Origin of the sequence: Rhizobium sp. B21/90, from assembly GCF_019355815.1 — a bacterium.
GTDB lineage: Bacteria > Pseudomonadota > Alphaproteobacteria > Rhizobiales > Rhizobiaceae > Rhizobium > Rhizobium rhododendri.
Genome location: NZ_CP072163.1, coordinates 370,644 through 396,111 on the forward strand (window position 1 = coordinate 370,644; position 25,468 = coordinate 396,111).

At 58.5% G+C, this 25,468-nt stretch carries 20 protein-coding genes and 1 pseudogene; 17 read left to right on the plus strand and 4 right to left on the minus strand.

The annotated features are described in order from the left end of the window. Positions 1 to 102 precede the first annotated feature (102 nt). Positions 103 to 1,095 carry a LysR family transcriptional regulator gene (locus tag J5278_RS19925; RefSeq protein WP_219258895.1) on the minus strand — a complete coding sequence of 331 codons (993 nt, stop codon included), beginning with the start codon at positions 1,093 to 1,095 and terminating at the stop codon, positions 103 to 105. 205 nt (positions 1,096 to 1,300) lie between these two features. On the opposite strand from J5278_RS19925, the gene J5278_RS19930 reads away from it, so the two are divergent. The 9 genes and pseudogenes from J5278_RS19930 to J5278_RS19965 all read left to right on the plus strand — a co-directional run bounded on the left by J5278_RS19930 (position 1,301) and on the right by J5278_RS19965 (position 14,013). Further along, on the plus strand, positions 1,301 to 2,824 hold the full coding sequence (locus J5278_RS19930) for an amidohydrolase family protein (protein WP_209186056.1): 1,524 nt from the start codon (positions 1,301 to 1,303) through the stop codon (positions 2,822 to 2,824). Positions 2,825 to 2,939: 115 nt separating this feature from the next. Beyond that, positions 2,940 to 3,377 (plus strand): annotated as a pseudogene (locus tag J5278_RS19935) (DNA polymerase IV); the annotation flags it as partial. A gap of 422 nt (positions 3,378 to 3,799) precedes the next feature. Beyond that, positions 3,800 to 3,919, plus strand: coding sequence for an AraC family transcriptional regulator (locus J5278_RS19940; RefSeq protein WP_247749322.1), 120 nt, complete (start codon positions 3,800 to 3,802; stop codon positions 3,917 to 3,919). A gap of 284 nt (positions 3,920 to 4,203) precedes the next feature. After that, on the plus strand, positions 4,204 to 4,599 hold the full coding sequence (locus J5278_RS31645; protein WP_374109215.1) for a hypothetical protein: 396 nt from the start codon (positions 4,204 to 4,206) through the stop codon (positions 4,597 to 4,599). A 420-nt stretch (positions 4,600 to 5,019) separates the two neighbouring features. Further along, positions 5,020 to 7,656 (plus strand): PAS domain-containing protein, encoded by a 2,637-nt coding sequence (locus J5278_RS19945; RefSeq protein WP_247749318.1) that lies wholly within the window; start codon positions 5,020 to 5,022, stop codon positions 7,654 to 7,656. Between the two features lie 293 nt (positions 7,657 to 7,949). Continuing rightward, a complete protein-coding gene (locus J5278_RS31050) occupies positions 7,950 to 9,338 on the plus strand; it encodes a hypothetical protein (RefSeq protein WP_247749851.1) in 1,389 nt (462 codons plus the stop codon). Positions 9,339 to 9,362: 24 nt separating this feature from the next. Next, complete coding sequence (locus J5278_RS19955; RefSeq protein ID WP_209186053.1) at positions 9,363 to 12,098, plus strand: UvrD-helicase domain-containing protein; 2,736 nt, start codon at positions 9,363 to 9,365, stop codon at positions 12,096 to 12,098. Positions 12,099 to 12,254: 156 nt separating this feature from the next. Further along, the gene (locus J5278_RS19960; RefSeq protein ID WP_209186052.1) at positions 12,255 to 13,100 is read left to right on the plus strand and encodes a type IV toxin-antitoxin system AbiEi family antitoxin domain-containing protein; all 846 of its coding nucleotides are present in this window, start codon (positions 12,255 to 12,257) and stop codon (positions 13,098 to 13,100) included. Beyond that, a complete protein-coding gene (locus J5278_RS19965) occupies positions 13,090 to 14,013 on the plus strand; it encodes a nucleotidyl transferase AbiEii/AbiGii toxin family protein (protein ID WP_209186051.1) in 924 nt (307 codons plus the stop codon). The genes J5278_RS19960 and J5278_RS19965 overlap by 11 nt, the downstream gene beginning before the upstream one ends. A gap of 211 nt (positions 14,014 to 14,224) precedes the next feature. Here J5278_RS19965 and lhgO read toward each other — a convergent pair whose 3' ends face one another. The 3 genes from lhgO to J5278_RS19980 form a co-directional block, all read right to left on the minus strand. Then, positions 14,225 to 15,430, minus strand: coding sequence for an L-2-hydroxyglutarate oxidase (gene lhgO / locus J5278_RS19970; RefSeq protein WP_209186050.1), 1,206 nt, complete (start codon positions 15,428 to 15,430; stop codon positions 14,225 to 14,227). A gap of 245 nt (positions 15,431 to 15,675) precedes the next feature. Then, a complete protein-coding gene (locus J5278_RS19975; protein WP_142831145.1) occupies positions 15,676 to 16,515 on the minus strand; it encodes an SDR family NAD(P)-dependent oxidoreductase in 840 nt (279 codons plus the stop codon). Between the two features lie 23 nt (positions 16,516 to 16,538). After that, entirely contained in the window at positions 16,539 to 17,393 is an 855-nt protein-coding gene (locus J5278_RS19980; protein WP_209186077.1) for an NAD(P)-dependent oxidoreductase, read from the minus strand. A 217-nt stretch (positions 17,394 to 17,610) separates the two neighbouring features. Here J5278_RS19980 and J5278_RS19985 point away from each other — a divergent pair, with 217 nt between their 5' ends. The 8 genes from J5278_RS19985 (at position 17,611) to J5278_RS20020 (ending at position 25,468) form a co-directional block, all read left to right on the plus strand. Further along, complete coding sequence (locus tag J5278_RS19985) at positions 17,611 to 18,618, plus strand: BMP family protein (protein ID WP_142831234.1); 1,008 nt, start codon at positions 17,611 to 17,613, stop codon at positions 18,616 to 18,618. Positions 18,619 to 18,746: 128 nt separating this feature from the next. Continuing rightward, entirely contained in the window at positions 18,747 to 20,276 is a 1,530-nt protein-coding gene (locus J5278_RS19990) for an ABC transporter ATP-binding protein (protein ID WP_209186049.1), read from the plus strand. A gap of 50 nt (positions 20,277 to 20,326) precedes the next feature. Next, positions 20,327 to 21,373, plus strand: coding sequence for an ABC transporter permease (locus tag J5278_RS19995; protein WP_209186076.1), 1,047 nt, complete (start codon positions 20,327 to 20,329; stop codon positions 21,371 to 21,373). After that, positions 21,361 to 22,308 (plus strand): ABC transporter permease, encoded by a 948-nt coding sequence (locus tag J5278_RS20000; RefSeq protein ID WP_209186048.1) that lies wholly within the window; start codon positions 21,361 to 21,363, stop codon positions 22,306 to 22,308. Before J5278_RS19995 ends, J5278_RS20000 begins: the two co-directional genes overlap by 13 nt. A 15-nt stretch (positions 22,309 to 22,323) precedes the next feature. Beyond that, positions 22,324 to 23,328: a nucleoside hydrolase gene (locus J5278_RS20005; RefSeq protein WP_142831140.1), complete on the plus strand. Its 1,005-nt coding sequence runs from the start codon at positions 22,324 to 22,326 to the stop codon at positions 23,326 to 23,328. A 7-nt stretch (positions 23,329 to 23,335) separates the two neighbouring features. Next, positions 23,336 to 24,268: a nucleoside hydrolase gene (locus J5278_RS20010; RefSeq protein WP_374108299.1), complete on the plus strand. Its 933-nt coding sequence runs from the start codon at positions 23,336 to 23,338 to the stop codon at positions 24,266 to 24,268. A 27-nt stretch (positions 24,269 to 24,295) separates the two neighbouring features. Further along, complete coding sequence (locus J5278_RS20015; protein ID WP_142831138.1) at positions 24,296 to 24,937, plus strand: cysteine hydrolase family protein; 642 nt, start codon at positions 24,296 to 24,298, stop codon at positions 24,935 to 24,937. 3 nt (positions 24,938 to 24,940) lie between these two features. Then, a complete protein-coding gene (locus J5278_RS20020; RefSeq protein ID WP_142831137.1) occupies positions 24,941 to 25,468 on the plus strand; it encodes a MarR family winged helix-turn-helix transcriptional regulator in 528 nt (175 codons plus the stop codon).

Sequence of the window (25,468 nt, forward strand, 5' to 3'; positions counted from 1 at the left end):
ATTTGTGCACGGAAAATGTGCAGAAACTGTCGATGCTTTAATTAGAGGCGCTTTTGGGCCGGCTTGGAACCGTGCTGGCAGGAATAGAGGTTATCAGGATTTTCATATGACCGGGCGGGATGGCGGATCGGTCCGAAGGGGCGCGATCGGCTCCTGCGCCGCCGTCTGCGTGACGACGATCGGCGGCTGCGGCAGGAAAAGATCGGAGCTCTTAGCCACGCGGCGCACGAGCGTGCGCAACCAATGGTGATATTTGCTGAACTGGCTGCGCTCGTGCCACAGAAGATAGAACGTCATGCTGCCCAGCTCCGGGGGCGCATCGACGGTGCCGAAATTGCCCTGCCGCGCCATGTATTCGGCATAGGGCCGGCCGGTGGTGAAGACCAGGTCGGAGCCCGGTAAAACCTGTTTCACGAGCCCGTATTCCGGCACCGAAACCACCACGCGTCGGGATAGCTGCATGGCTGCCAGATTGGCGTCGATCGGGCTGATCGAAAATTGCCGTCGCGCTGTCGGCGATACGTGGTTGAGCGTCAGATATTGATCGAGGGTGATCGCCTTCTGCCGGGCCGCCGGGTGGCTTGCGCACATGATGCAGGCGATGTCCGATTTGATCAGCGCCATATGCCGCAGGTTCTGCGGGGGCACCGGCCAGTTGCCGATTACCGCATCCAGTTGGCCGGTTTCAAGATCATGGGCGAAATCGCTCTGCATTGAATGCGGGGTGAATTCGATCGTCGCGTGCGGTGCTTCCATGCGGATGGCCTGTATCAGCCGTGGCACCAAGAAGACCTCGAAACAGTTAGCCGCCGCGATCCGGATCTGCCGCCGCGCCCGCCCGGGATCGAAAATCTCGTCGGCATCCAGCAGTTGATGCATGTCGTCCAGTAGCTGGTCGACCATCAGACGGATCTGCTCCGCGCGTTCGGTCAGCACCATGATCTGGCCGCTACGCACCAGAAGCGGATCTTTGAAAATCTCGCGCAGGCGCTTGAGCTGGGCGCTGACGGTCGGCTGGCTCTGGCGCAAAATCCCGGCAACGCGCGAGACGCTGCGCTCAGCCAGAAGCATTTGCAGCACTTTCAGCTGCCGCACATCCAGATTATCGGCGTTGATATTCTCTGACATGACGCGTCCCGGTTTGGCCCTCCTTCGACACTTCACCCCATAAGGCGGCATCGCGCAAGTGTGCGGAAAACATTCCTAGCTTGTTGGAAGGTGCTGACAGAGATGCTTGACGGGTTCGGCTCCCATGGCCCACGCTTGGGGTCAATCAACATCGAAACCCCGGAGACCTGACATGCCCATCCTGATCCGAAACGGCCGGGTTCTGACCAATGACGCGGCACGCACCGTTCACGACCGTGCCGACATTCTGGTCGAAGGCGAAAAGATTACGGCGATCGGACAGGACATCGACGTCAGCCGTTTTGCCGACATCGAGATCGTCGATGCCTCGAAATCGCTGGTCATGCCCGGCTTCGTCGATGCGCATATGCATTCCAACGAAGGTTTCGAGATGGGGCGATACGACAATCTGCCGCTGGAGATCTGGCTGTCGGAAGTCTATCCGCCGTTCAACGCCCGCCAGTTGAGCTGGGAGGAACACTATCTGCGCGCCATGCTGGTGGCCATCGTCTCTGTCAGATCGGGCGTGACGACACTACAGGACGATTGCATCAACATGTTCTTCGACGAGAACGCGCTCGATGCCACCGCTGCCGCCTACCGGGATCTCGGCCTACGCGCCTCCATCACGTCGTCCATGTGGGACCATTCGTTTTTAGGCGGGTTACCATTTCTCCACGAGATCATGCCGGACGATCTGAAAGGGCGCCTCAACGCCTTGCCACAAGTGCCCTGGCAGGACCAGATTGCCTTGTTCAAGCACCACTCGGAAAAATGGCACGAGAAGGACGGCATCCGCATCATTCTGGGTCCCTGCGGGCCGCAACGCTGCTCGGACGTACTAATGCACGAAGTAGCGATAATCTCCGCAGAGCGGAACCTGCCGATCCATTGCCATGTGCTGGAAACCAAGACCCAAGCCGTCACCGGCCAGGAATTCTATGGCACGACGCTGGTCCAGCATCTCAAGGACGTCGGCGTAATGACACATCGCCTGACGATGAATCATGCGATCTGGCTGACGGAAAAAGACATCGAGATCATGGGTGCCGCCGGCTGCTCGACAACCCACAATCCGCTGGCAAACCTCAAGCTCGGTTCCGGCGTGTCGCCAATCCGCGCTCTGAAGTCGGCCGGCGTCAACGTGGCACTCGGCTGCGACGGCGTCGCCTCTGCCGATACAGCAGATATTTTCCATGCGGTCAAAGCGGCCGCCATGCTGCACAAGATCGGCTCGCACGACTACACGACTTGGGTCTCCGCTCATGAAGCCTACGAGATGGCCACTCATGGCGGCGCACGCTCGGCGATGATTTCCGACCGTGTCGGCGCGCTGAAGGTCGGCATGGATGCCGACATAATTCTCCTTGACCGCTACGATTGGGGCTTCCTGCCGCTTCATGATCCGATCCAGCAGATCGCCTTCAGCGTCAATTCCGATGCCGTGAAAACCTCGCTCATCCGCGGCCGCATCGTCATGCGCGACAGGGAGCTGGTACTGGTCGATGCAGAAAATCTGCGCGAACGCATCTCGCAGGCCGCCGAACACTTCCGCCGCGAGGATTGCCCGCGCATGAGCGAAGCCGCCGCTATTGTACGTCCCTACATCGACACCATGTACAACCGGGCGATTTCGCGCGACATCGAAACTCTTGACCGGGTTCAGCGCTCGCCGCCGCTTATCAAGGCTGGCTAGGTGACCTGTCAACGACGTCGCTCGCTAATCCAAACCCACCGTCTTGTAAACGGCCTTCAGAAAAGGCGGACAGCTGGGTAGCTCCTGCAAGCTGCCTGCCATGAGAGATAGGTGAATGAAACGGCATGGCATAGAGACGGGGCTCGATCTCAAGTCGAAGTCTCTCGCCTTCCTTCGGCAGCATTTTGGCAAGTCCGGTCCGCTTCTACGGCATTGCCCGTGGGATCGACGAACGGCAGGTTAGACCTGATCGCACGCGGGAATCCGTCGGCGCGGAGACACCTTCGTAGAAGACATCGACAATTTCGATCTCGCCAAAGCCGAGTTGCGGCCACTAGCCGAGAAAGTCCGGCGCTACTGCGAGGCGCACGACATCGCGGGAAAAACCGTAACAGTCAAAATCAAATATTCGGATTTCAGCCAGGCGACACGCAGCCAGACAGTGTCGGGAGCCATCTCGGACGTCGACCAGATGCTGGAGATTGCGGAGTTCCTGCTTGCCTCGGTGTTCCTGATAAAACGTCCAGTGCGGCTCCCGGGGATCACCCTGTAGTCCCTTAACACGGAAGAAAGCGGACAAGAACCTCAGCTAGCTCTCGGGCTTTGATCAGCCAGTCCGCAAAACGAAAAAGCCTGCCGCGGGAGGAGGGGCGGCAGGCTTTCCGAAAAGAACCGAACAGCGACTGGGAGGAGGAGTGCCGCCGTTCCTACAGACGTCCCTGGGAGGAGGAGTGGGCCGTCTGAAACTCGAAGCTCTGCGGGAGGAGGTGCATCGCTTCGGTGAAAATCTAGATAGCCGTTCGCACCTCACATTAAATAGACTTTTCTGCAGTGAAGCCATGCGCAAAATGCATGGCATCGTTCTGAGGCGAGAAGTCCCCAGCACAGCGTTTCGCGGCGGGTCAGACAAAGATACGCCCGCGTCTGACCCGCTGGCGGATGATGCTTGCGGCAAACCGCTTAGCCAATGAGGGCATGACTATTTCTCTTGTCGCGCCAACGGTTGGGTACGAATCGAAAAGTGCATTTGGCGCAGCTTTTAAGCGGGCTTTTGGCTATTCTCCGAAGCAGTATGCAAAGGGCGCCGGGCGATAGCGCTAGCGGCATCTCTGTAGTCGAAACGGTCCTGCATCTCGTCGCAGCTCAAATAGTCCTATGGGATGTCTCGGCAGTATAGGTCTCAAGAGCACAATTGTAGACGCCGGCAAGAGGCGGCACGACCGATCCCATGAAGCAGAAGGCCCAAGTTGATGCGTAATTGCTTCGCGGCGTGCGACCCTCTCAATGCGTGATGCGTGATCCGCCTTGGATGTTGCTGGGCCTTGGCTGACAACGCAGCGGCTCACGCCCTTGCCGGAATGCCGCCGTTGACGATCGAGATGGACCATCATCGGCGCCAGAAAGACCGGCTACCTGCCGGCCGCCTCGCGGCAGAACGAATTTTCGGCGGGGACGCTTGGTCGCTAGAGATGGGCGATTTCGTCATCTACTACAGTAATGGACGCGTTCCTCAGCTGGGTATCGCTATCCTTGGTGAAATCGAAGGCGATGTCTCGATGTTTGACCGTTCCGGCAAAGTCACCGTTAAAGTCGAAAAGGCAAACTTAATTCACCCTGCGTGGCAATCGTCCGCGTTTCGATACAGGCCGCGAGTAACCGAGCACTCCAGGTCGGTCAATTATGGGCGTATGGGTCGATTTGGGTACGCGGATACGGCTCGCATGGCAAGCTATAGCGGGCTGTCGATAGTGACGAACTGCCCTATAATCCCGTAGTATCGAGTGATCGTATTGCGGAGGGTGGACGTGGCTGGCGAGAATGGATTGAATTCCGGTGAGGAGGCAGCATCAGACGCTGCTGGGTTGTTTGCTGGTCCTGGCGAGGTTCGTTCGCTTGCGAGAGGTCTTGATTGGTCACGGACCCTCCTCGGACCGACTACGGTTTGGTCGCCAGCGCTCCGGATGATGGCGCGGTCCATTTTCGATTCACCATTTCCCATATGCTTATGGGCGGGTCCGCACTTCGCTCTCATCTACAATGATCCCTACCGACGCATCCTTGCCGCAAAACATCCTGCTGCCCTTGGGCAGCCTGGGGCAAAGGTTTGGGCGGAGATATGGGACGAGCTGAAGCCACAGTTCGAGGGCATTCGTGCGGGCGGAGACCCGCTTTATTTCGAGGATGCTCCGTTCGTCATGGCGCGGCTCGAAGGCGGGGGAAAAGAGACCGCCTGGTTCAACTACTCGCTTTCAGCCCTGCGAGACGAAGACGGAAGTGTGGCCGCTGTGCTCAATATCACGCCTGAGACGACGACCCGCGTCGTTCTCGAGCGCCGTCTGACCGAAGAACAGGCTGCACTGGCCATGAGCGAGGAGCGCTTGCGCCTTGCCGTCTCCAATGCAGATGTCGGCCTCTGGGATGTCGATTTGGTCAATGACACGCTGGTATGGCCTGCGCGCACCAAGGCGATGTTCGGTATCTCCGCCGATGTCCCGGTGACCATGGACGACTTTTACAACGGACTCCATCCCGACGATCGCGAACCGACCACGGCAGCTTTCCTCGCTGCTGCCGATCCGCAAGGGCGAGCCTTGTATGATGTCGAATACCGTACGATCGGAAAGGAAGACGGTATCGTGCGGTGGGTTGCCGCGAAGGGGCGTGGCGTGTTCGACGCGTCGGGCGGCTGCTTGCGTGTCACCGGGACTGCGCTTGACATTACAGCCCGCAAGGCCGCGGAAATCCGCCGCGATGCACTTGTGGACCTGACGCAGGCTATCCGCGAACTGGAAGAGCCAGCGGATATCGCCTACGCCGCCGCCGAGGTCCTCGGTCGAACGATGGGCAGCACCCGGGTGGGGTACGCCGCCATCGATCATGATGCCGAAACATTGCACACAGGCCGCGATTGGACCGCGCCGGGGGTAGACACCCTCGCGGGCACTTTATCCTTACGGGATTATGGGTCGTTCATTGACAGTCTGAAGCGTGGCGAGTTTACAGTGATCGACGACGTGCGCACCGATGCCAGGACAGCTGGTCTAGCCGCGGTAACCCTGGAAGAAAAAAACACTCGGGCCTTCGTGAACGCCCCTGTCCTCGAACAGGGAAAACTCGTCGCCGTGTTCTTCGTCAACCACGGCGAAAAGCGCAACTGGAGCGAAGGTGATCTCGCGTTGATCAAGGAGTTTGCGGAGCGCACGCGGATCGCCGTAGAGCGCGCACGCGGCGGGCATGCATTGCGCGAGAGCGAAGCGCGTCTGCGCGAACTGAACGAGACGCTCGAGGCCCAGGTCGAGGCTCGCTCAGCGGAACGCGATCGGTTGTGGAACCTCTCCCAGGACATGCTGGCGCGGGCCGACTATAGCGGCATGATGTCGGCGGTCAGTCCTGCGTGGACGCAAGTGCTTGGCTGGAGCGAGCGCGAGTTGCTCACGCGAGGCTACGCCAGCTTCATGCATCCCGATGACGAGCCACCGACGATCGAGGCAATCGGCCGTATGGCGGAAACCCGGCAGCCAGCTCGCTTCGAAAACCGGATCGCCACCAGCGATGGCGGCTGGAAGCATATCGAATGGACCGTTGCTCCTGAGCTCGATGGCGTCAACTTTATCGCCGTCGGGCGCGACCTGAGCCATGTGAAGGCACGCGAGGCGGAACTGGAGCAGGCCCAGGAAGCATTGCGGCAAAGTCAAAAGATGGAAGCTGTCGGGCAACTTACGGGCGGTCTTGCTCATGATTTCAACAACCTGCTCGCGGGCATCTCCGGTTCGCTTGATCTGATGCAGACCCGTCTTGAGCAAAGACGGTTCGACGAACTCGATCGCTACATGACAGGCGCTCAAGGTGCGGCAAAAAGGGCGGCGGCCTTGACGCACCGACTGTTGGCCTTCTCGCGCCGACAGACACTGGAGCCGAAGCCGACGGATGTCGATCGCTTGGTGGCTGGCATGGAGGATTTGATCCGCAGGACAGTGGGTCCGCAAACCGCAGTCGAATTCCATGGCACCGAGGGACTTTGGTCGACACTCGTCGATCCGAACCAGTTAGAAAATGTCCTCCTTAACCTCGCCATCAACGCTCGCGACGCACTTCCCGATGGGGGGAATATTTCTATCGAAACCGCCAATCGGACAATCGACAAGCAGGGGTCGAGGATGCGGGACATGCCGGTCGGAGACTATGTGTCACTGGCGGTGTCCGACAATGGTGTCGGTATGACACCTGATGTCGTAGCGCGTGCATTCGAGCCTTTCTTCACGACCAAACCGATTGGTCTCGGTACCGGTCTCGGTCTGTCGATGATCCACGGTTTCGTAAACCAGTCAGGCGGGCGTGTAAGGATTCATTCCGAAGTCGGGAAAGGCACCACCGTGACGATCTTCCTGCCTCGTCATGCGACGGTGGAAGATGCCTCCGCCGATGCCGACACCAAAACTGTCCTACCTCATGCGGTAGGTGGCGGAACTGTTCTTGTAATCGATGACGAGGCGTTGATCCGCATGCTTGTTGTCGATTCGCTTGCGGATCTTGGCTACCGTACCTTGGAGGCGGGCGATGGACCCGAAGCGCTGAAAGTCCTTCGTTCGGACGCGAGGATCGATCTTCTGATTACCGACGTCGGCTTGCCGAACGGCATGAACGGGCGCCAGGTCGCCGACGCAGCCCGCGCACTACGCCCTGGGCTCAAGGTCCTGTTCGTGACGGGCTATGCTGAATCGGCTGTCCTCAGTCATGGCCATCTCGATCCCGGCATGCAGGTCGTCACGAAACCGTTCGAAATGAGCGCCTTCGCCCAACGCGTACAGGAGTTCATCAAATCCTCAGTTTGAGGGGAATTGCAGAGCGAGTATCTACAGCCGAAAGAATAGTCTGACGCCTTGAAGGGGTACGAACCATCGACGATCTGTTACATTCTCCAAATGACTGAAAACACTTGATTTACTGATCGCAAAGCGCGGCGGTCGCGTTCAGCGGCGACCAGCATTCTCCCGATCGGCAATCGCCTTGACGACGTAAGACTACAAATTCGCGAACAATCCCTATTTGAAGTTTGGAATTACTTTTGTGTTGGGTCTCGAAATCGTAGGATGCCGGCATTGATTTGATGATTTCGAGAGAAGCCATGAGCGATGAGACACAACAGCCAAACCGGGAACATCATTTCTACGTTTCGATCGCCAAATTACTATTTCACCATCCTCAACACGGCATTGTGGCTGTTCGCGATCCCATAAGACTGGCGGATGCAAAACAACGCGGGCTGGATCCTATTATACTATATGGCGTCACGGTCGCCGGGTTGCCGATCCGTTGGTTGACGTTCTCTGCGATCGACAAGCCTAAATCGTTGAGAGAGGTGCTGTTGACAGCGTGGAGAGTTGCTGAGGGTTTGCGCGGCATACCCGATGTCCTGCGCGTAAACCGCTACGTAGCACATGCAGATCCGGGGTTGGCGACTGATCTGGCCAGAATCGGCACCCGCCTTGAGATTGCTGACGCCAAGGATAAAACAGTTCCTGCATCTCTGCGATCAGCCCAAGATGCTTCTGTGTGGCTTTTGAAGAAACACGCCCCGGCAGACATGTCGCTGGCCGCATCAGTTGAATCCCTTTGTCGCGACGCACATGAGGATCACGACTGGAGAGCGGACCGCGGTCCTCTCAGGCCCAGCAATCGAAAGTTGGAGGGCAGCATTCAGCAATGGCTGGACTTGCCTATGCGCGATCCATCGTCTGTTCTCCCCGCATACTGCGGCTGGGAAGCAGGCCCATGGCTCTCTTCCTGGGAAACAGCGCTCCCACCCGATCAGCCCCGCCATTTTCATTACGACGGTATGAGCCGAAGGACTTGGCTGATTTCGGGAGAAGACCCGTCAGACGATGACAACGATGATGACGACGAATTCCCGGCCTACGAAGAGCACGACAATACGGTTGAAATCGCCCGGAACCTGGTAGCCTGCTGGCCCAACCCACCGAAAGAAATCGCAGCCGCAGCCGGGATCACCCTGCGCCAACTGCAATGGTTTACCTCAGAACGTGCGTCCCTCGACCAGTCGACCCACTACGACGTGAGGCGTCTATTGGGTATCGATTACGACGAACGGATGGGCGGCTATATGCCCGCGGGACCTTACGTTCTGATCGCCAGAAAAGCCAAGGCGATCGAGGCGATCTATCAGGAGATTTCCGGAGGCGGTGATGCCTGCCCCTGCGAGCTCGTTCCGGCTCATGGACAGGCCGATCCGAGCTGGAGGTACGTCTTGATAAACGCACACAGTACGCCGCCGACCATTGTCATGGCTCCTCGCGGCGAGGCGGTCACGGAACGGCTTCCCGACCTACTTCTAAACTATGAGGGTATCCGGCCAGTTTCTCAGACTTTTTACCGCGATGTGGTCATCACTTGCGCCCGAGCCTGCCAGACACCTCAGGCCAATGTCCGTGAGATGACGGAATTCGCGAAGCGGCATGAACAGCAATGGATCGATTGCGCATGGCTTCCGGACTAGACGTTCTGGTAGATCTTAGCCCTGATGTCTGATCGTGTTCAAACATACCGGCCTGGTTTCGTTGCGCGCTTCCTTCCGCAAGGGAAATGGAAGGTGATGCTGCGCCTGTCCTTCCCTGCGACCATACAAATTACCCAGAACGGCGCCAACAATCTCGCTTGCCTCGATATTGCAGCCATTTTCGTTGGCAAGGCGTTGCTCTGGCATTCGGTCGAAGTCAGGACTGGCAACCATGTCTATAGCCTACCCTGCCTTGGAGAAGAGGCCGCAACCCAGCTGGCGACTGATCTCCACAGTTTTGTCAACAACCACCTTTTCGATCTGATCGGGTCCAATACCCAGCATCTGAACGCGGTGCATGCGAAGCTGATGGTTATCGTGGAGGGTCAACGGCAATATCTAGCCCATGCTGACCTTGCGCGGGCCATTGCCAGTGTGGAGGGTGATGCCGCCGCGGCGCTTTCGCACCCTCTGTTCGATCCGGAATTGATGCCAGCGACTATGAAGGCGACACTTCCCCGATCGCTCGCCTTCATCACCGATCCGGATGTGCGCCATAGATATAACGATGCGTTTGTTTCGGCCGAGCTGGCGAGATACCGATCGTTCTTCGGCGATCTGGACGGCCGCTCGTTGTCCGATCAGCAGCGCGAAGCTTGCATTCGACTAGAAGACAACAATCTTCTTGTCGCCTCCGCCGGATCGGGCAAGTCCGCCACGATGGTCGGCAAGGTTGCATATGTGCTCGACAAACAGCTTTATCGCCCGGAAGTGATCCTGGTGCTCGCCTTCAACAAGAGCGCGGCCGACGAGCTGAAGGAGCGAATAGCGCGTCAGTTGGCAGTCGAGCCGGACGATCTGGAAAGCAAGGTTACGACGTTTCATGCGCTCGGTCGCGGCATTATCGAAGAGGTCGATGGCCGCCCGCCTCAGCTAGCCGATTGGGTGGAGCATCCCGCTGGCGAGGCGAAGGTCATTGAACAGATCATTGACGAGTTACTGCGGTCGGATCCGGAATTCGCCCGGCTCTGGGTCAATCTCCTCGTCCTTCATCTCAAGGCGGATATTCCGGCAGAAGTGTTCGATTCCAAGGCGGACTACGAGCGGTACCTCTCCGCACGTCGAAGAAAAGGCAATGCGACCATTGGCACGATGGCTGGCATCTATGTAAAATCACTTCAGGAACAGACGATCGTCAATTGGCTCTGGTTGCAGTCCGTCGAATTCGAATACGAGCGTCAGATCCCCATTGAAGAGGATAATGGCGAGATCCGGCATGTGCATCCAGACTTCCACTACCCTGCCATCAACACCATCCATGAGCACCTCGCCATCAATGGGGACGGTTCCTCCCCGTTCGACAACGACATCACCAATGCCGAACATAAGATGACAGCCTACCGCAATGCCGGCATCGACGTATTCCAGACGACATCGGCGCAAGCGCGCGACGGATCGCTGCTCACAGCCCTACAGGCAGAAATCACGAAACGAGGCATTCCGCTCCAACAAAAAAGCTACACGGCAATCGTCAAACGTCTCGAGCCAGTGGTCATCAAGCACTATCACAAGCTGATAGCGGTCTGTATCAAGCACATCCGGGCTAGCCACCTCACCCTGGACATGCTGTTTGAGCGGGCCAAATCGCTCCATGACCGGACCCGCGCACGAGAATTCGCTCAGGTGATCTGGAAGATCACGGAATCCTATTCACGGAAGCTGGACCAGGCCAAACGCATCGACTTCGACCCGATGATCGCCAACGCCACACGTCTCGTGGAGACGGGGCAATTCCGGAGCCCCTACTCGCTGATCCTTGTCGATGAGTTCCAGGATATATCGGAGCCGCGCGCGAATCTGATCAAGGCGCTGAAACACCAGAAGCCGTTCACCAAAATCTTTGCCGTTGGTGACGACTGGCAGTCGATATATCGTTTTGCCGGTTCTGACATTACCATTTTCACGCAGTTCGAGGCGAACTTCGGATCGAGCTGGCAAGGTCGTCTGGGGCAAACGTACCGATGCAATCAGCTCATATCTGAGACGGCCGCCAGCTTCGTGCAGCGAAACTCGGCTCAACTGAAGAAGTCGGTACGCTCGACGCGACCGACCATCCCACGATCGATCCTGGTCATTCCGATCAGTGGTGAAGGGAGCAAGCCGGAATTCGGCAAGGCGTGTCACCAGCTCTTGCAACGGCTAAATTCGTTCCTGGGTGGGATTTCGGGGCAATGGCGGACAGAGGGGCGCGAAAAGCTCAACGTCATGGTCCTATGGCGCTATAACCAGCTCGATCCGTTCAGGGGTACACCGCCAAAATTCGAAAGTATCGAGGTTTCGGGACTGTCGTTCCATCGCGCCAAGGGGCTCGAGGCCGACTACACAATCCTGCTCGACATCAGCGAAGGCGATTACGGTGTGCCGAGCCGGATCGAGGACGACGAACTTCTCAATCTGGTCATGCCACGACCAGAAACCTTCGAGTTTGCCGAAGAGCGTCGCCTTTTCTATGTCGCATTGACTCGGGCAAGCCGCGGCGTTTTTTTGCTTACGAATAGCCGCGAGCCTTCGCGATATGTCCGCGAACTCTCCGACATTGCCGGCGACAATCTGCGATTTGAATCGATCGATGGCGATCCCCTGCATCGATGTCCCAAATGCCGGGTCGGCCAGTTGGTCGAAAGGAATGGTCGCGGTAGCCGCCGGTTTCTCGGATGCAATCAGTATCCAGAATGCGAGCACACCGCACAGTCGCACTGAACCGTCTAAGGCGATCCGAGTCCGTTACGCCCAAGGAACATCGAACCTCTCACGTCACTTTTCCGTTGCCGCAAATAGTCAATTTAGAGTTGACAAATTGGTTTACTTATAAAGTTTCATTCGCACCTGCTTTAATTTTGTGGCATAACGTCAAACATGAATGGACAATCAGAGACGAAGTTAAAGCAGCTTCTCCAGCAAGTCCCTCCCGGCTTCCTAGTGGACTCGAGGTGGATGGCCCGCCATACCATCTCGCGACAATCCGTGTCAGGCTATCTCAAGCAGGGCTGGCTTGAGCCGGTCATGTCTGGCGTGTACCGCCGCCCATTCTCCTCAGATACCAATCCAGAAGCTGTCGGGGGCTGGAAGATACCCCTGCTGTCAGCCGTCTGGCTCATGCGGCATGAGTTCCATGTCGGCGGTTCGAGCTCCCTCTCCCTGCGGGGACATGCTCATTACCTCTCGTTCGGCAGCGAATTTGCCCTCTATCTCTACGGATCCGATATCCCGACATGGCTATCGAAGCTGCGGACGGACGCTGATGTGAAGACCAGGAGTAACGCCCTGTTCGGCGAAGGGGCGACCGCTGTCGAAAACGCGGATTTCGACCTTTCCAACGACGAGGATCCAGAGCTGGCACAAAGCCCATGGCGCTGGCCAATGCCGATGTCCTCACCCGAGCGCGCGATCCTTGAAATGCTAGACGAGGTCCCGAAGGGCGAAAGCTTCCACAAGGTGGACGTAGCGTTCGAGAGCCTTGCAAATCTGCGCCCGAGACTATTGACGACGCTCCTTACCCTATGCCGAAGCGTCAAAACCAAGCGCCTCTTCTTCGTGTTTGCTGACAAGCACAATCATGCCTGGCGCCGGCACATCGACGTCTCCTCCGTCGATCTAGGCAAGGGCGACCGGGCGATGACACCGGGCGGGCGGCTGCACCCCATCTATCGCATCACAGTCCCGAATGACTTGATGCCAAAGGAGGCCCCTTATGGCCCGTGACCAATACATGCGCCAGGTCGACCTCCTAGTGCGGACCCTTCCATTCATCGCCCGCCACGAGGCCTTCGCCCTGAAGGGTGGAACGGCGATCAACCTCTTCTATCGCGACATGCCGCGGCTCTCGGTCGATATCGATCTGACCTATCTGCCGATCGAAGACCGTGAAACGACGCTGAAAAACATTGACACGATTCTTGATCACATCCGCGAGGACCTTCTGCGCAATCTGCGGAATACGAGCGTTCAGAGGATCGCAGGCGGCGGCAACAATGATACCCGCCTCCTTGTCCGGCAGGGCAACGCCGAAATCAAAGTTGAGACCTCTCCTGTTGCGAGGGGCACCGTTCATCCGCCAGAACGACGGCGGGTGAGCGAGAAAGTCGAGGAAGCGTTCGGGTTCGCCGAGATGCAAGTCGTCTCGTTCGAGGATCTGTTCGGCGGGAAGCTGCATGCAGCAGTTGACCGTCAGCATCCGCGTGATCTGTTCGACGTGAAGCTGCTCTATGAAAACGAGGGGCTGACAGACGCGTTGTTTCGGACATTCCTGATTTATGTCGCAAGTTCCGGGCGGCCACCGCACGAGTTGGTCAGGCCCTCCCTAGCAATGCTAGAAGAGGCATTCGTGAAGGAGTTTGAGGGAATGACGACACAGCCCGTCAGCCTCGATGAGTTGAAAACCGCGAGAGAGCAAATGACGGCGGATCTTCTTGCAAGGCTCGACGACAACGCACTGCGCTTCTTGTTGTCGCTCCATGATGGCGAACCAGATTTTGAAGCCATCGGGTTGCCACAAGCGGCCGATCTGCCGGCCGTTCGTTGGAAGGTTCTCAACCTCGAGAAGCTGAAGGCGCAGAACCCCGAAAAACATGCTGAGCAACGGCGAGAGATCGAGGGGCTTCGGTCAAAAGATTAGGCTCAGTGCCAGCACGAAAGTCTGACGATCATCGCCTTGATCCGATCTGAACCCTTGACCACTCACGATGTGAGACGTTTTCTAAGCAATATCATGGAGTTGGCGCGTAAAGGTGATTTATGGAACCTCATGAGTTCGAGAATTGAGTTGAGATTCGGTCATCGGGACATCGACTGGCTCAACGCTAGTTGCCAGACCAAATTTATGGACCCTATTGGAATGCCCCGATCTCTTTCGCGATGTGCTCGGCAATTGCTAAGGATGATGTGGCGCCGGGCGACGGCGCGTTGCGAATATGGGTCACATATCGCGTCTTGCGGATAACGAAATCATCTACCAACCGGCCGTCGTTCTTCATAGCTTGGGCGCGGATACCTCGGGTAGCGGGCACTACCTTTACGTCTGCAAGGGACGGAACATATTTCGCCGCTTCAGCCACGAAGGTGTTCTGGCTGAGAACGGTCTTCAGTTCTCGGATGGCCACCGCCTTGTTGCGGGCCGCAAATTTCCAGAAGCCGGGAAAGGTGACGAAATCGGCGATGTCGCGCAGGTCGAAGCGGCGGCCGGAATAGTTTTCGCGGCCGAGCGAGATGAAGGCATTCGGGCCGATAGTAATCTCGCCGTCGATGCGCTTAGTGAAGTGCACCCCGAGAAAGGGAAAGCGCGGATCCGGAACCGGATAGATCAGCCCCTTTACGTGCTTTCTGAAGGCGGCGTCGACGACGTAGTAGAGGCCGAAGAACGGCACGATGCGCGGTTCGTCCCCGTCACCCGAGGCGCACGCCAGGCGATCCGACTGCAAGCCTGAGCAGGCGATGACATGGTCGTAGGGCTTGTCGTCGAGCCGCCCTTCGGCACCCTCGACATAGGCGCCGTCGCTGCTTTCGGTGATCTTGGCGACCTTCGTCCCGAGCCTGAGGCTGGCGCCCCACTCCTTGATTTCGGCGGCGATGCGCCTGGCTACCACCTCGTAGCTGACTATGGTTGTGCGCGGCGAGTGTAGCGCCCGGATGCCGACGCCGTTCGGCTCGATTTCGCGCATCCGCTCAGGCCCGATCAGGCTGACCCCAGGCACGCCATTGGCGATCGACCGCCTGTGGATCGCCTCCAGCCGCGGCAGTTCTTCGTCCTTGAGCGCCACCACAAGCTTGCCGCATTCGTCATAGGGCAGCGCGTGGGCGACACAGTAGTCGCGAATTAGTTCGGCGCCGCGGGTGCAAAGCCGCGCCTTCAGGCTGCCCGGCTCGTAATAGAGGCCAGCATGCACGACGCCAGAATTGTGGCTCGACTGGTGCTGGGCAACATTCGCCTCCTTTTCGAAGACGGTGACGGCAATGCCCGAATGATCCAGCATAACCTGTCGGGCCACGGCAAGGCCGTTGATGCCCGCTCCGATCACTGCAATTCGCCTGGACATGGTCTTCTCCGGTACCTCTTCTGGTGGTGGTTCGAAAAACATGCGTTGCCTGCCCATCGAAAAGATGCAGCCAAGCCCAGAGTTACGTGTTCGATGAACAGCTCATCCGCCTTATCTATGGAACAGCGCAGGCGCGGCTAACCCTCTGTTTCACCGCAATTCATAGCGGAATTCAGAGTTAAATTCTCCGAGCTCTTTTCACCACCTACTTTGAGCTAATGGCCCCAGCAGCGTTATCGATCAATCTACTCATCCATCGACCTGATCCGCTTTGGATACACGCCCTTTGTCGGCGCATTTGAGAAGCTTTGCAGCGTCTGTCCACCATCCACCAGCCACGCCGCGCCACTGACGTGGCGCGCCCCATCCGAGGCCAAGAACAGAACGATTTCTGCCACGTCTTCCGGCTGACCGATCCGCCGGAGCGGAATCCGCTCAGCGAAATGCTCGACCGCCGATTTAATGTCTTCATCCCCTCGCATGCCGGGCACACCGAGCGTCGTCTCAATCACACCGGGGCATACCGCGTTCACTCGTATACCATAGCGCGCCAGATCCAGGGCGGCGACTTTGGTCAGGCCGACGACGGCGCTCTTGGTGGCGGCATAGCCAGCGCCTCCAGAAAGGACGTCCCATCCGGCCATTGATGATCCCATGTTCACGATCTTGCCGGCAATCTGCAGTTTTACCATCGCCGCTGCCGCAAACTTCAACACAAGAAACATGCTACGAAGATTGGCGTTGACAATGGCGTCCCAGTCCGACGCCTCGAGCAGATGTACCGGCGCGACGATGCCCGAAATGCCCGCATTGTTGAAGACGACGTCGATACGACCGAATGTCCTGAGAGCGAGATCGACCGCTCCCTTCGCCGCGGTCTCGTCGGACAAGTTGCCAGCAACAATTGCCAGTCGGTCCCCGACCCCGAACATTGACGCCTTACTTTCCAATGTCTGCCCGTCGATATCTGCCAGCACGACGTTCGCGCCGCGCTCGAGAAACATCCTGGCGGCCGTACTGCCTATGACCCCGCCACCGCCGGTGACAAGCACTGTCTTGCCTGCAAAATCCTGTACGAATGTCATTTCGATGCACGCCTCTTCTTGATTCAGATCTCGTGTGCAACCAGCGGGTCAGGGTAAGAACGCCAGGAATAACGTGGCTGAAACCCCAGAAGATCCTTCGCCAACGCATTCGACAGGAGGCTACCGTGATCATCTAGATATTCCCGCAGTTCCAAATCCGGATAGTGCGTCTCGAGCAGTTGATGTGACGGCGTTTCACTATAGGTATCGTCGGCCGAAATGAAGATGCGTTCATGACCTGTCGCCTCTGCTCTGGCAGCCCGGACGAAAGCCTCTGCGGCATCCCTTGCGTCGATATAGGCCCAAAGATCCAGAGGCGCATCAGAGCTCTGGCGGCGCGGCCCGACATCCCGGAAGAAACTCTCCGGTGTTTGTATCCAGGGCATCCGGATGCTCATTGCCGTCCCGCCGGTGCGTCTGACCCAGGCTTCAACCATCTCCTCACCCAGCCATTTTGTTACGGCATAGATGTCCTGCGGCTGGGCTCTGTGGGACTGGTCGATCGGCAGAAAATCGAGCTGCACCGGAGCCGGCGCAAACGGCAGGCCGATGATGCTAAAGGATGAGGCAAACAACAGTTTCTTTATGCCGGCCGTTTCCATGGCGGTCAGCACGTTGAACATCAGGGCCATGTTCGTTCTGAAGACATCATCTGTCGCGTAGCCTACGGGGCGCGGTATCGATGCGATATGCGCCACGCAATCAACGTCCCTGATCAGTGCCGTCGCTGTAGGAAGGTCGCAAAGGTTGGCACCAACTATATCGTTGCTTTCGTTGCCGACGATGTCCATGGCCGTAACGGCAAAGCCGGCGGCACGATAAGCCTCCACCACATGGCGGCCAAGCAGTCCAGCAGCACCCGTCACCAAGATATGCATCCCTGCATTTACCTCCGCCGACCCCGCGTCGCAGAGCAAGTTAAGCGGAAAAGCCGTCCGTAGTCCAACAATATTTCTGATTGCACCCTGCTTGACAAACGTTGAATTTGCGGCGCAGTTTAGTTCGTCCACGAACTATATAGATCGACTTGCGCTGACTGGGATGCGCTTGAAACGGTGGTTCGGGCTAACAAACAACAACAGAGTGGGAACGATCATGATTTCGATTTTCAGGAAAGTGCTTGCCAGTTCGGCGATGATCGCCACTCTGGCCTTCGGAGCAACGGCTGCGGATGCCGCTCAGCTCAAGGTCGCGGCGATTTCGGGATATTTCTCGCAGGGCTTCGGCATTTCGATCGTCAATGGCTTAGACAAGGCCAAGAAGGATCTCGGCATCGAGCTGAAGATCGTTGACACCGGTAATCGCGCGCTCGACTATGAGGAGCAATTCAACAACCTGGCCAAGGATGGCAATTACGATGTCATCTTCGTCATGGGCTGGGAATTGGTCGACGCGCTCCAGAAGTCGCATGCCGCCTACCCAAAGCAACGCTTTGTCTTCATTGATGGCGTGCTCGATAGCCCGACGATGACCTATGTCAAATTTTCAGAGGAAGAGGGTTCATACCTCGCGGGCGGCCTTGCGGGCATGTTGACAGCGGAAAAAGTTGACGGCTTCGCCGACTCTTCGCAAGTCGGCTTCATCGGCGGCCGCGACATCCCCGTCATTCATAACTTTCTTATGGGTATGGAGCAGGGCGTCGCCAAAGCTTCCAAGGACGTGAAGGTCAACAGTGTGTTTGCTGGCACCTTCGACGATCCGGCCAAGGGCAGCGAAGTGGCGATGGCTATGTACGGTCAGGACATCGATATAATCTACCAGGCAGCGGGGCCGACTGGTGAGGGTGTTCTTCAAGCCGCCAAGGCCGCCAACAAATACGCGATCGGCGTTGACATCGACCAATGCGCCACCGCACCGGGCAACATCTTGGCATCCATGATGAAACGTGGCGACATCGCAGTCTACAACATGATCAAAGGCCAGGTCAGTGGCGACGATCCTATTAAGGACGGCTCCGTACTCTACGGCATCAAGTCAGGCGGCGTCGAGCTGAAGGTTTGTGATCAGGTCAAGGACAAGATCCCGACCGATGTCATGACCAAGCTTGAAGCTATGCGCAAGGGCGTCGCCGACGGCACGATCTCCGTGGCTCTAAACAAGTAGAGCAAAGCCCAGGGTCTGATCGGGTCTCCAGTTCGGAATCTTGGTCCAACTTGGCGCGGCGATTCTATTCGCGCCAAGTCCCTCCTTTTTGATTTAGGTCAATGGCCGTTGAAAACGATGAGAGCTTGATGGCTTACGCGATCGAAATGTCCGGCGTCACAAAACGCTTCGGCCCGCAGACGGCCAACAGCGACGTCAATCTCGCGGTTCGCAAGGGCGAGATCCATGCGCTGGTCGGGGAGAACGGTGCTGGAAAGACGACGTTGATGAATGTCCTCTTCGGCCTCTACCAGCCAGACGCAGGGGTTCTGAGCATTGATGGTGAACCGGTGGTGATGGATTCGCCGCGCAAGGCGATCGCGCTCGGTCTCGGCATGGTGCACCAGCACTTCAAGCTGGTGCCGTCGCTGACCGTTGCCGAAAACATTTTTCTCGGCATGGAAATCACCAAAGGCGGTCTCATCGATCGCAAAGCGCAGAGCGCACGGGTCCGCGAACTGTCGACAGCCTTCGGCCTTCAGGTCGATCCGGATCGTCGCGTTGCAGAGCTCTCGGTTGGTATCGAGCAAAGGGTCGAGATACTCAAAGTGCTCGCCCGCGGTGCGAAGATTGTCATTTTGGACGAACCCACAGCCGTACTGACGCCGCAGGAAAGCCGGGACCTATTCCAAATCCTGCGATCCTTTACGGAAAAAGGCATGACGGTGATCTTCATCTCGCATCACCTGTCGGAAGTGATGGAGGTCTCCGACACGATCACGGTGCTTCGCGACGGCCGCGTGGTCGGCACCAGGCCGACCAGCGAAGTCTCGGAAGACGAGCTCGTCCGGATGATGGTCGGCCGGGCCGTCAATTTCGATCGCCGGCCGCGAGGCGCGGTGACGGGAGAGCCGGTGCTTGATCTGCGCGAGGTCTGTGCCCGCGACGATCGCGGCCTGCCGACGCTGAGCGACATCAATTTCAAGGTCAGGGCCGGCGAGATCATCGGCATCGTTGGCGTCGATGGCAATGGCCAGACCGAACTGGCGGAAGTGATTTCAGGCCTACGCCAACCGAGCCACGGCGTCATCCAACTATGCCAGACGCCCGTGCAGGGGCAGGATCCGCTAACCGTTCGCATCGCCGGGCTCTCGCATGTGCCAGGTAACAGATTGGTGCGCGGCGTTGATGCCTCGGCTTCCATCGCGTCGAACATCCTGATGGGACGGCAGCACTCAGCGCCGTTTGCCAAGTGCGGCTTCATTCGCTGGACGCATGTCAAGCAGCAAGCCGAACGGCTGATCAAGCAGTTTGACATCCGTGCGACCGGCCATCGAGCCGCGGTCAGGACGCTATCCGGCGGCAATATGCAAAAGGTCGTGTTGGCCCGTGAATTCTCCCGTGGAGCACCCTTCCTGCTCATTGATCAGCCGACACGCGGCGTGGACATCGGTGCCATGGAAGGAATCCACGACGAGATCATCCGGCAACGGCAAATCGGCGCCGCAATACTGCTGATCTCCGTGCAGCTGGACGAAGTTCTCAAGCTGGCCGATCGTATCCTGGTGATGTTTGCCGGGCGTATCGTCGGAGAAGTCGATCCGGACAACACGACCGAGGACGAGATCGGATTCCTGATGGCCGGACGCCAGGCCGGTGAAATGAAGGTGGCCTCATGACCGCGAGCCGCGACGACGCACAAACGGTCCTGGTCGCACCAAAGCGCCGTATGAAATTCCCCGACTGGGCCGAGGGCATGTTCGGCCAGATGCTGGCTATCGGCATCTCGCTAATCGGCGGTGCGATCATCATCATTGCCGTTGGCGAAAATCCCACGCATGTGTTCGCGACGTTATTGCGCGGCGCGTTCGGCAATAGCGAACGCATCGCTGGCTCGCTGCTTCAGGCGACCCCCATCATCATCTGCGGTGTGGCAGCCTGCATTGCCTTGCGTGGCGGACTGTTCAATATCGGCGTCGAAGGCCAGCTCTATGTCGGTGGTTTTGCCGCCGCCTGGGTCGGTTTTGGCTTTACTCTGCCGCCGGTCATTCATTTGCTGGTTGCGCTGGCGGCAGCCGTCCTTGCGGGTGCACTCTGGGTCGCGATACCGGCCTTCTTCCGGGCCCGCTACGGCACCAACGAGGTCGTCTCGACCATCCTGGCCAATTACGTTGCCGTGCTGTTGACGTCCTATCTGACGATCAGCATCTTCAAGCGCCCGGGCGGCTGGTCGGAAACGGCGCCCATTGCAGCCACCGCCGAGCTGCCGCATCTGATGAACGATTCCCGTGTCAATCTCGGGCTGTTGATTGGCATCGCGCTTGCCTTTGGCCTGCAGCTGTTCCTGAAGCGGACCAGCGCCGGCTACTCGATGAGCGCCATGGGGGCCAATTTGAAGTTCGCCGAATATGGCGGCGTTAAAGTCAAGCGCAACATCCTCGTCATCCTTTTGGTGTCAGGCGCAGTCGGCGGGCTGGCCGGCGGTGTCGAGACGCTCGGCGTGCACCATCGCTTCATGGAAGGCTTTGCGCCGGGCTTCGGTTTCGATGGCGTGATCGCCGCCCTTCTTGCCAATGGCAGCCCGATCGGCATGGTCGGCGTGGCGCTATTCTTCGGCGCGCTCAGGGCAGGATCGCTGCTGATGGAGGTGGAGACGACGGCGTCGCGCGAAATCATCACGGTGATCCAGGCCTTGATCATTCTCTGCGTTTCGGCGCAGATTCTAGTGCGCCGCCGCCGCGACAGCCGTCAGGGAGAGCGTCGATGGAAATTCTAGAAAAGATCTTCAATCTGGCGCTGATTGCCGCAACCTTGCGCACGACCGCGCCCATCCTGTTGGTCGCGCTCGGCGGCACCTTCACCACCAAGGCCGGCATCTTCAACATCGGCCTTGAGGGACAGATGCTGATGGGTGCCTTCTGCGCCGTACTCGGTTCAATCTGGACCGGCTCGGCGCTGGGCGGCGTGCTATGCGGCGTGCTAGCGGCCGTGACCATGGCCGGACTGTTCTCGCTGCTGGTCGTCACATTACGGGCCAACGAGGTTGTCGTCGGCCTGGCGCTCAACATCCTCGCCGGCGGCCTGACGATCTCGCTCACCAAGGCGATCTTCGGCGTGCGTGGATCAATTGTCCGCGGCGACATTGTCGGGCTGCCGCGGATCGACATTCCTGGCATCGCCATGCTGGGCCAAGTTGGCCGCGTGCTGTCCGGTTACACGCCACTCGTCTATTTCGCCTTCATCGCCGTCTTCCTTGTCTGGCTGATCCTCTATCGCACGCGTCTCGGCCTCTATATCCGCGTCGTCGGCGAGAAGCCGGAGGCAGCCGAGGCGATCGGCATCCCATCAGCGCGGATGCAGCACATTGCTTCGCTGCTCTGCGGCGTGCTCGCGGGCCTGGCCGGTGCGCATCTGTCGCTCGGCTATATCACCATGTTTGCCGAGAACATGTCGTCGGGCCGCGGTTTCATGGCCGTCGCCGTGCTGATCTTTTCAAATGGCGACCCGCTGAAGGTGCTGTTCGGCTGCCTGCTGTTCGGCTTTTCCGACGCCGCCTCGCTGCGGCTACAGACCTTCGGCGTCTCTTCCTACCTCGTGCTGATGGTGCCCTATCTGGTGTCGCTGTTGGCACTGTTCGGGCTGACCTACCGCCAGCGGCCAAAGGTCGTCCGGGAAACGCTTGAAAGCTTCTCTCTTCTCAAACGGGCGTAAGGCCAAGGAGCCATGATGGAACGAATAATTTTGGATGTGGACTCGGCCGGTGACGACATCCTTGCCATCCTCTTTGCGCTCGGATGCGAAGGTATCTCACTGGAGGGCGTCACTGCCTGCACCGGGGCGGCCGGCGACATCGAGCAGGTTACCAACGTCGTCCTCAACACGCTATCGCTGGCAGGCCGCGACGATATCCCGGTCGCCGCTGGCGCCTTCCGTCCAATCGTCGGCAATTCGGCCGCTGACATGCTGGCGCCCGTGAATTTCGAAAAGCAGTTGCAGGCGCGCTTTGGCGACCGGCTGAGGGACTTCAATCCGAAGGCCCCTCCCCCGAAACGCCAGGCGATGCAAAAGCACGCCACGGACTTCATCATCGATACCGTGCGGGCCAATCCCGGCGAGATCTCGATCGTCGCAACCGGACCACAAACGAATGTTGCCCTGGCGCTGCGCATGGCCCCCGATATCGCCGGTTTGGTCAAGCAGATCGTCGTCCTCGGCGGCTGCTTCCAGACGCCCGGCAACATGACACCGGTCTCCGAATACAACATCTGGGCCGACCCGGAAGCGGCACGCGTGGTGCTTGCCAGCGGCGCGCCAGTCATCCTCGTCCCGCTCGACGTCTGCGAGGACAACCGCGTCGCTGCCTCCATGCTGACGCGCGACGACCTGAACGATCTCGGATCGCTCTATCCCGACAGCACCGTGGTGTCCTACGTCCAGAGGACGTTTCCGATCTACATCGACATCTGGCGGGAGTTCTTCAAGCTCGTCGGCTTTCCGCTCGATGACGCGATCGCGGTGAGTGCAGTGCTGCATCCAGAATTCTTCTCCATGACAGAGCCGCTGTTCGTAGATGTTGCCCTCAGCGAACGCTTGGTGCGCGGCCAAACGGTGGCATTCCGCGGCCGACAGATACTGCCGTTTTCCGGACCTGCGACGACCCGCATCTGCCAGGACCTCGACGGCAAGAAATTCCTGAAATTGTTTAAGAGCGCCATTGGCGCATTGGCATAGGAAAATGATGATGAAGAAAATCCCTGTGCTCATAGACTGCGATCCAGGTCATGACGACGCCATCGCCCTGGTCATGGCGCATCGCTCTCCAGCCATCGACCTTCTCGGGGTAACGACGGTCTGCGGCAATGCCACCCTTGACCGCACCACCACCAATGCGCGGAGGATTCTCGAGTTCATCGGCGCGACCGATGTGCCGATCGCAGCCGGCTGTGTTTCGCCGCTGGCGCGCTCCCTCGTGCTCGGCACAGCTGACGGGCCGAGTGGCCTCGATGGCACGACCTATCTGCCCGAGGCGTCGATGCCGCTCGTCGACATGCATGGCGTCGACTTCATCGCCAAGGTGCTGTCCGAGGCGGAAGAACCGGTGGTTCTGGTGCCGACGGGACCCTTGACCAATATCGGTATGTTTCTGCTGAAATATCCGCAGCTGAAGCACAAGATCGCCAGGATCGTGCTGATGGGCGGCGCCTTCTACCGGCGGACGGAATACATCACTCCGACCGAGTTCAATATCTTCTGCGACCCCGAGGCCGCTAGAATCGTGCTGGAAAGCGGGCTCGACATCACCATGGTCGGTCTCGACGTCACTATGCACGTGCTGGTCGAAGAGGAGCAGTTCGCCGAGTTGCGGAAAATCGACACCAAGCTCGGTGAGGTCGTTCTGGACTGGCTGAAATTTTATGAGAAGCTGCATCGCGGCCAGATGGGCGTCGGCGGCGCGCTACACGACCCGCTGGCGCTGGCGGTGGTCATCGATCCGACCTTGATTGAAACGCGCGACGCTCATGTCGAGATCGACCTGACCGGGACGCATACTTTCGGCGCCACGGTTGCCGACTACTGGAACCTGCGCGGACTGGGGACCAACTGCAAGGTGGCCAGCCGTGTCGATTCAGACCGCTTCTTCGAACTGATGTACACGCTGCTGCGCGACTGACCCGCCACGAACCACGGAGTTTTTCGGATGACCGACGTATTTTCCGCCCACCGCCACGATGACGCAGCGATACTCGACCCGACCAAGACGGCAGTCATCGTCATCGACATGATCAACGAGTTCTGCAAGCCCGGCGGACGGATGGTGTTGCCCGGCTATGAAACACTGATGCCGCAGCAGAAGGCACTGATCACTGCTGCCCGAGCCAATGGCGTGCCGGTGATCTTCGTCGTCGATTCCCATCGCAAGAACATGCGGCGAGATCGCGAATGGGTGAAGCGCACGCCGCATGGCGTCGAGAATACCTGGGCGACGCAGGTCATAGACGATCTCGAAGTGCAGGACGAAGACATCGTCGTCGTCAAGCACCGCTATTCGGCCTTCTTCCAGACCGACCTCGATCTCGTGCTGAAAGACATGCTGATCTCGCAGCTCGTCGTCTTTGGTGTCGTCACCAACATCTGCGTGCGATCGACAGTGCATGACGGCTTTTTCCAGGGCTACGATATCGTCGTGCCGCACGACGCCTGTGCCGCGACCGGACCACGCGAACATGTTTCGACGCTTTACGATATTGCCACCCATTTCGGCACGGTCTCCGACACCGAGACGGTAACCGCGGCCTTGGCCGGTAAAATCGCGATTTCCAACCAGATTTTCGAAGCATAAGCGATGGGAACCCTCGAGACCCAGGATCGAACTCCGAAGGGTGGCAAGTGTTCGCGCGAGCAACCCGCGGATAACGCGCCGAGATCGCGGGAGGCGATAGACCTGCGGCTCGCCGAAATCGGCTACAAGCTCGAGGAGCACAATGCCCATATCATCCGGCTCGCGCATCAGAGAGCCACGGCGATCTTCCAGAAAGCATTCGAAGGTTATGCGCTGACTCCACCGCAATCGGCGATCCTCGCGACCCTTTTGCGCTATGGACCGATGTCGCAGATCAATCTCGGCCGCCTGACGGCGATCGACACTGCGACATTGAGCCCTATGCTGCAGCGACTGCAGGATCCGGGCCTCCTGCAACGCGTCCCATCGGATGAGGACCAGCGTGTCAATTTGGTTGCCCTCACCGAAAAGGGTATCGATTTCGCATTGGAAACCTTGCCGATCGCAAAGCGGGTTAGCGACGAGGTGCTGGCACCGCTGAAACCCAGGGACCAGCGACGATTCCTCGCAATGCTGGCACTCCTAAAGTGA

Bases quoted from the DNA above. Each gene is read 5' to 3' on its own strand.
- J5278_RS20000 (WP_209186048.1), top strand. From the start codon at position 21,361: ATGGAAATTCTAGAAAAGATCTTCAATCTGGCGCTGATTGCCGCAACC.
- J5278_RS19960 (WP_209186052.1), top strand. From the start codon at position 12,255: ATGAATGGACAATCAGAGACGAAGTTAAAGCAGCTTCTCCAGCAAGTC.
- lhgO (WP_209186050.1), bottom strand. From the start codon at position 15,430: ATGTCCAGGCGAATTGCAGTGATCGGAGCGGGCATCAACGGCCTTGCC.
- J5278_RS19945 (WP_247749318.1), top strand. From the start codon at position 5,020: ATGGCGCGGCTCGAAGGCGGGGGAAAAGAGACCGCCTGGTTCAACTAC.
- J5278_RS19940 (WP_247749322.1), top strand. From the start codon at position 3,800: ATGACTATTTCTCTTGTCGCGCCAACGGTTGGGTACGAATCGAAAAGT.
- J5278_RS19995 (WP_209186076.1), top strand. From the start codon at position 20,327: ATGAAATTCCCCGACTGGGCCGAGGGCATGTTCGGCCAGATGCTGGCT.
- J5278_RS20010 (WP_374108299.1), top strand. From the start codon at position 23,336: ATGATGAAGAAAATCCCTGTGCTCATAGACTGCGATCCAGGTCATGAC.
- J5278_RS19990 (WP_209186049.1), top strand. From the start codon at position 18,747: ATGGCTTACGCGATCGAAATGTCCGGCGTCACAAAACGCTTCGGCCCG.
- J5278_RS19955 (WP_209186053.1), top strand. From the start codon at position 9,363: ATGTCTGATCGTGTTCAAACATACCGGCCTGGTTTCGTTGCGCGCTTC.
- J5278_RS31645 (WP_374109215.1), top strand. From the start codon at position 4,204: ATGGACCATCATCGGCGCCAGAAAGACCGGCTACCTGCCGGCCGCCTC.
- J5278_RS19965 (WP_209186051.1), top strand. From the start codon at position 13,090: ATGGCCCGTGACCAATACATGCGCCAGGTCGACCTCCTAGTGCGGACC.
- J5278_RS19975 (WP_142831145.1), bottom strand. From the start codon at position 16,515: ATGACATTCGTACAGGATTTTGCAGGCAAGACAGTGCTTGTCACCGGC.
- J5278_RS20005 (WP_142831140.1), top strand. From the start codon at position 22,324: ATGGAACGAATAATTTTGGATGTGGACTCGGCCGGTGACGACATCCTT.
- J5278_RS19985 (WP_142831234.1), top strand. From the start codon at position 17,611: ATGATTTCGATTTTCAGGAAAGTGCTTGCCAGTTCGGCGATGATCGCC.
- J5278_RS19980 (WP_209186077.1), bottom strand. From the start codon at position 17,393: ATGCATATCTTGGTGACGGGTGCTGCTGGACTGCTTGGCCGCCATGTG.
- J5278_RS20020 (WP_142831137.1), top strand. From the start codon at position 24,941: ATGGGAACCCTCGAGACCCAGGATCGAACTCCGAAGGGTGGCAAGTGT.
- J5278_RS20015 (WP_142831138.1), top strand. From the start codon at position 24,296: ATGACCGACGTATTTTCCGCCCACCGCCACGATGACGCAGCGATACTC.
- J5278_RS19930 (WP_209186056.1), top strand. From the start codon at position 1,301: ATGCCCATCCTGATCCGAAACGGCCGGGTTCTGACCAATGACGCGGCA.
- J5278_RS31050 (WP_247749851.1), top strand. From the start codon at position 7,950: ATGAGCGATGAGACACAACAGCCAAACCGGGAACATCATTTCTACGTT.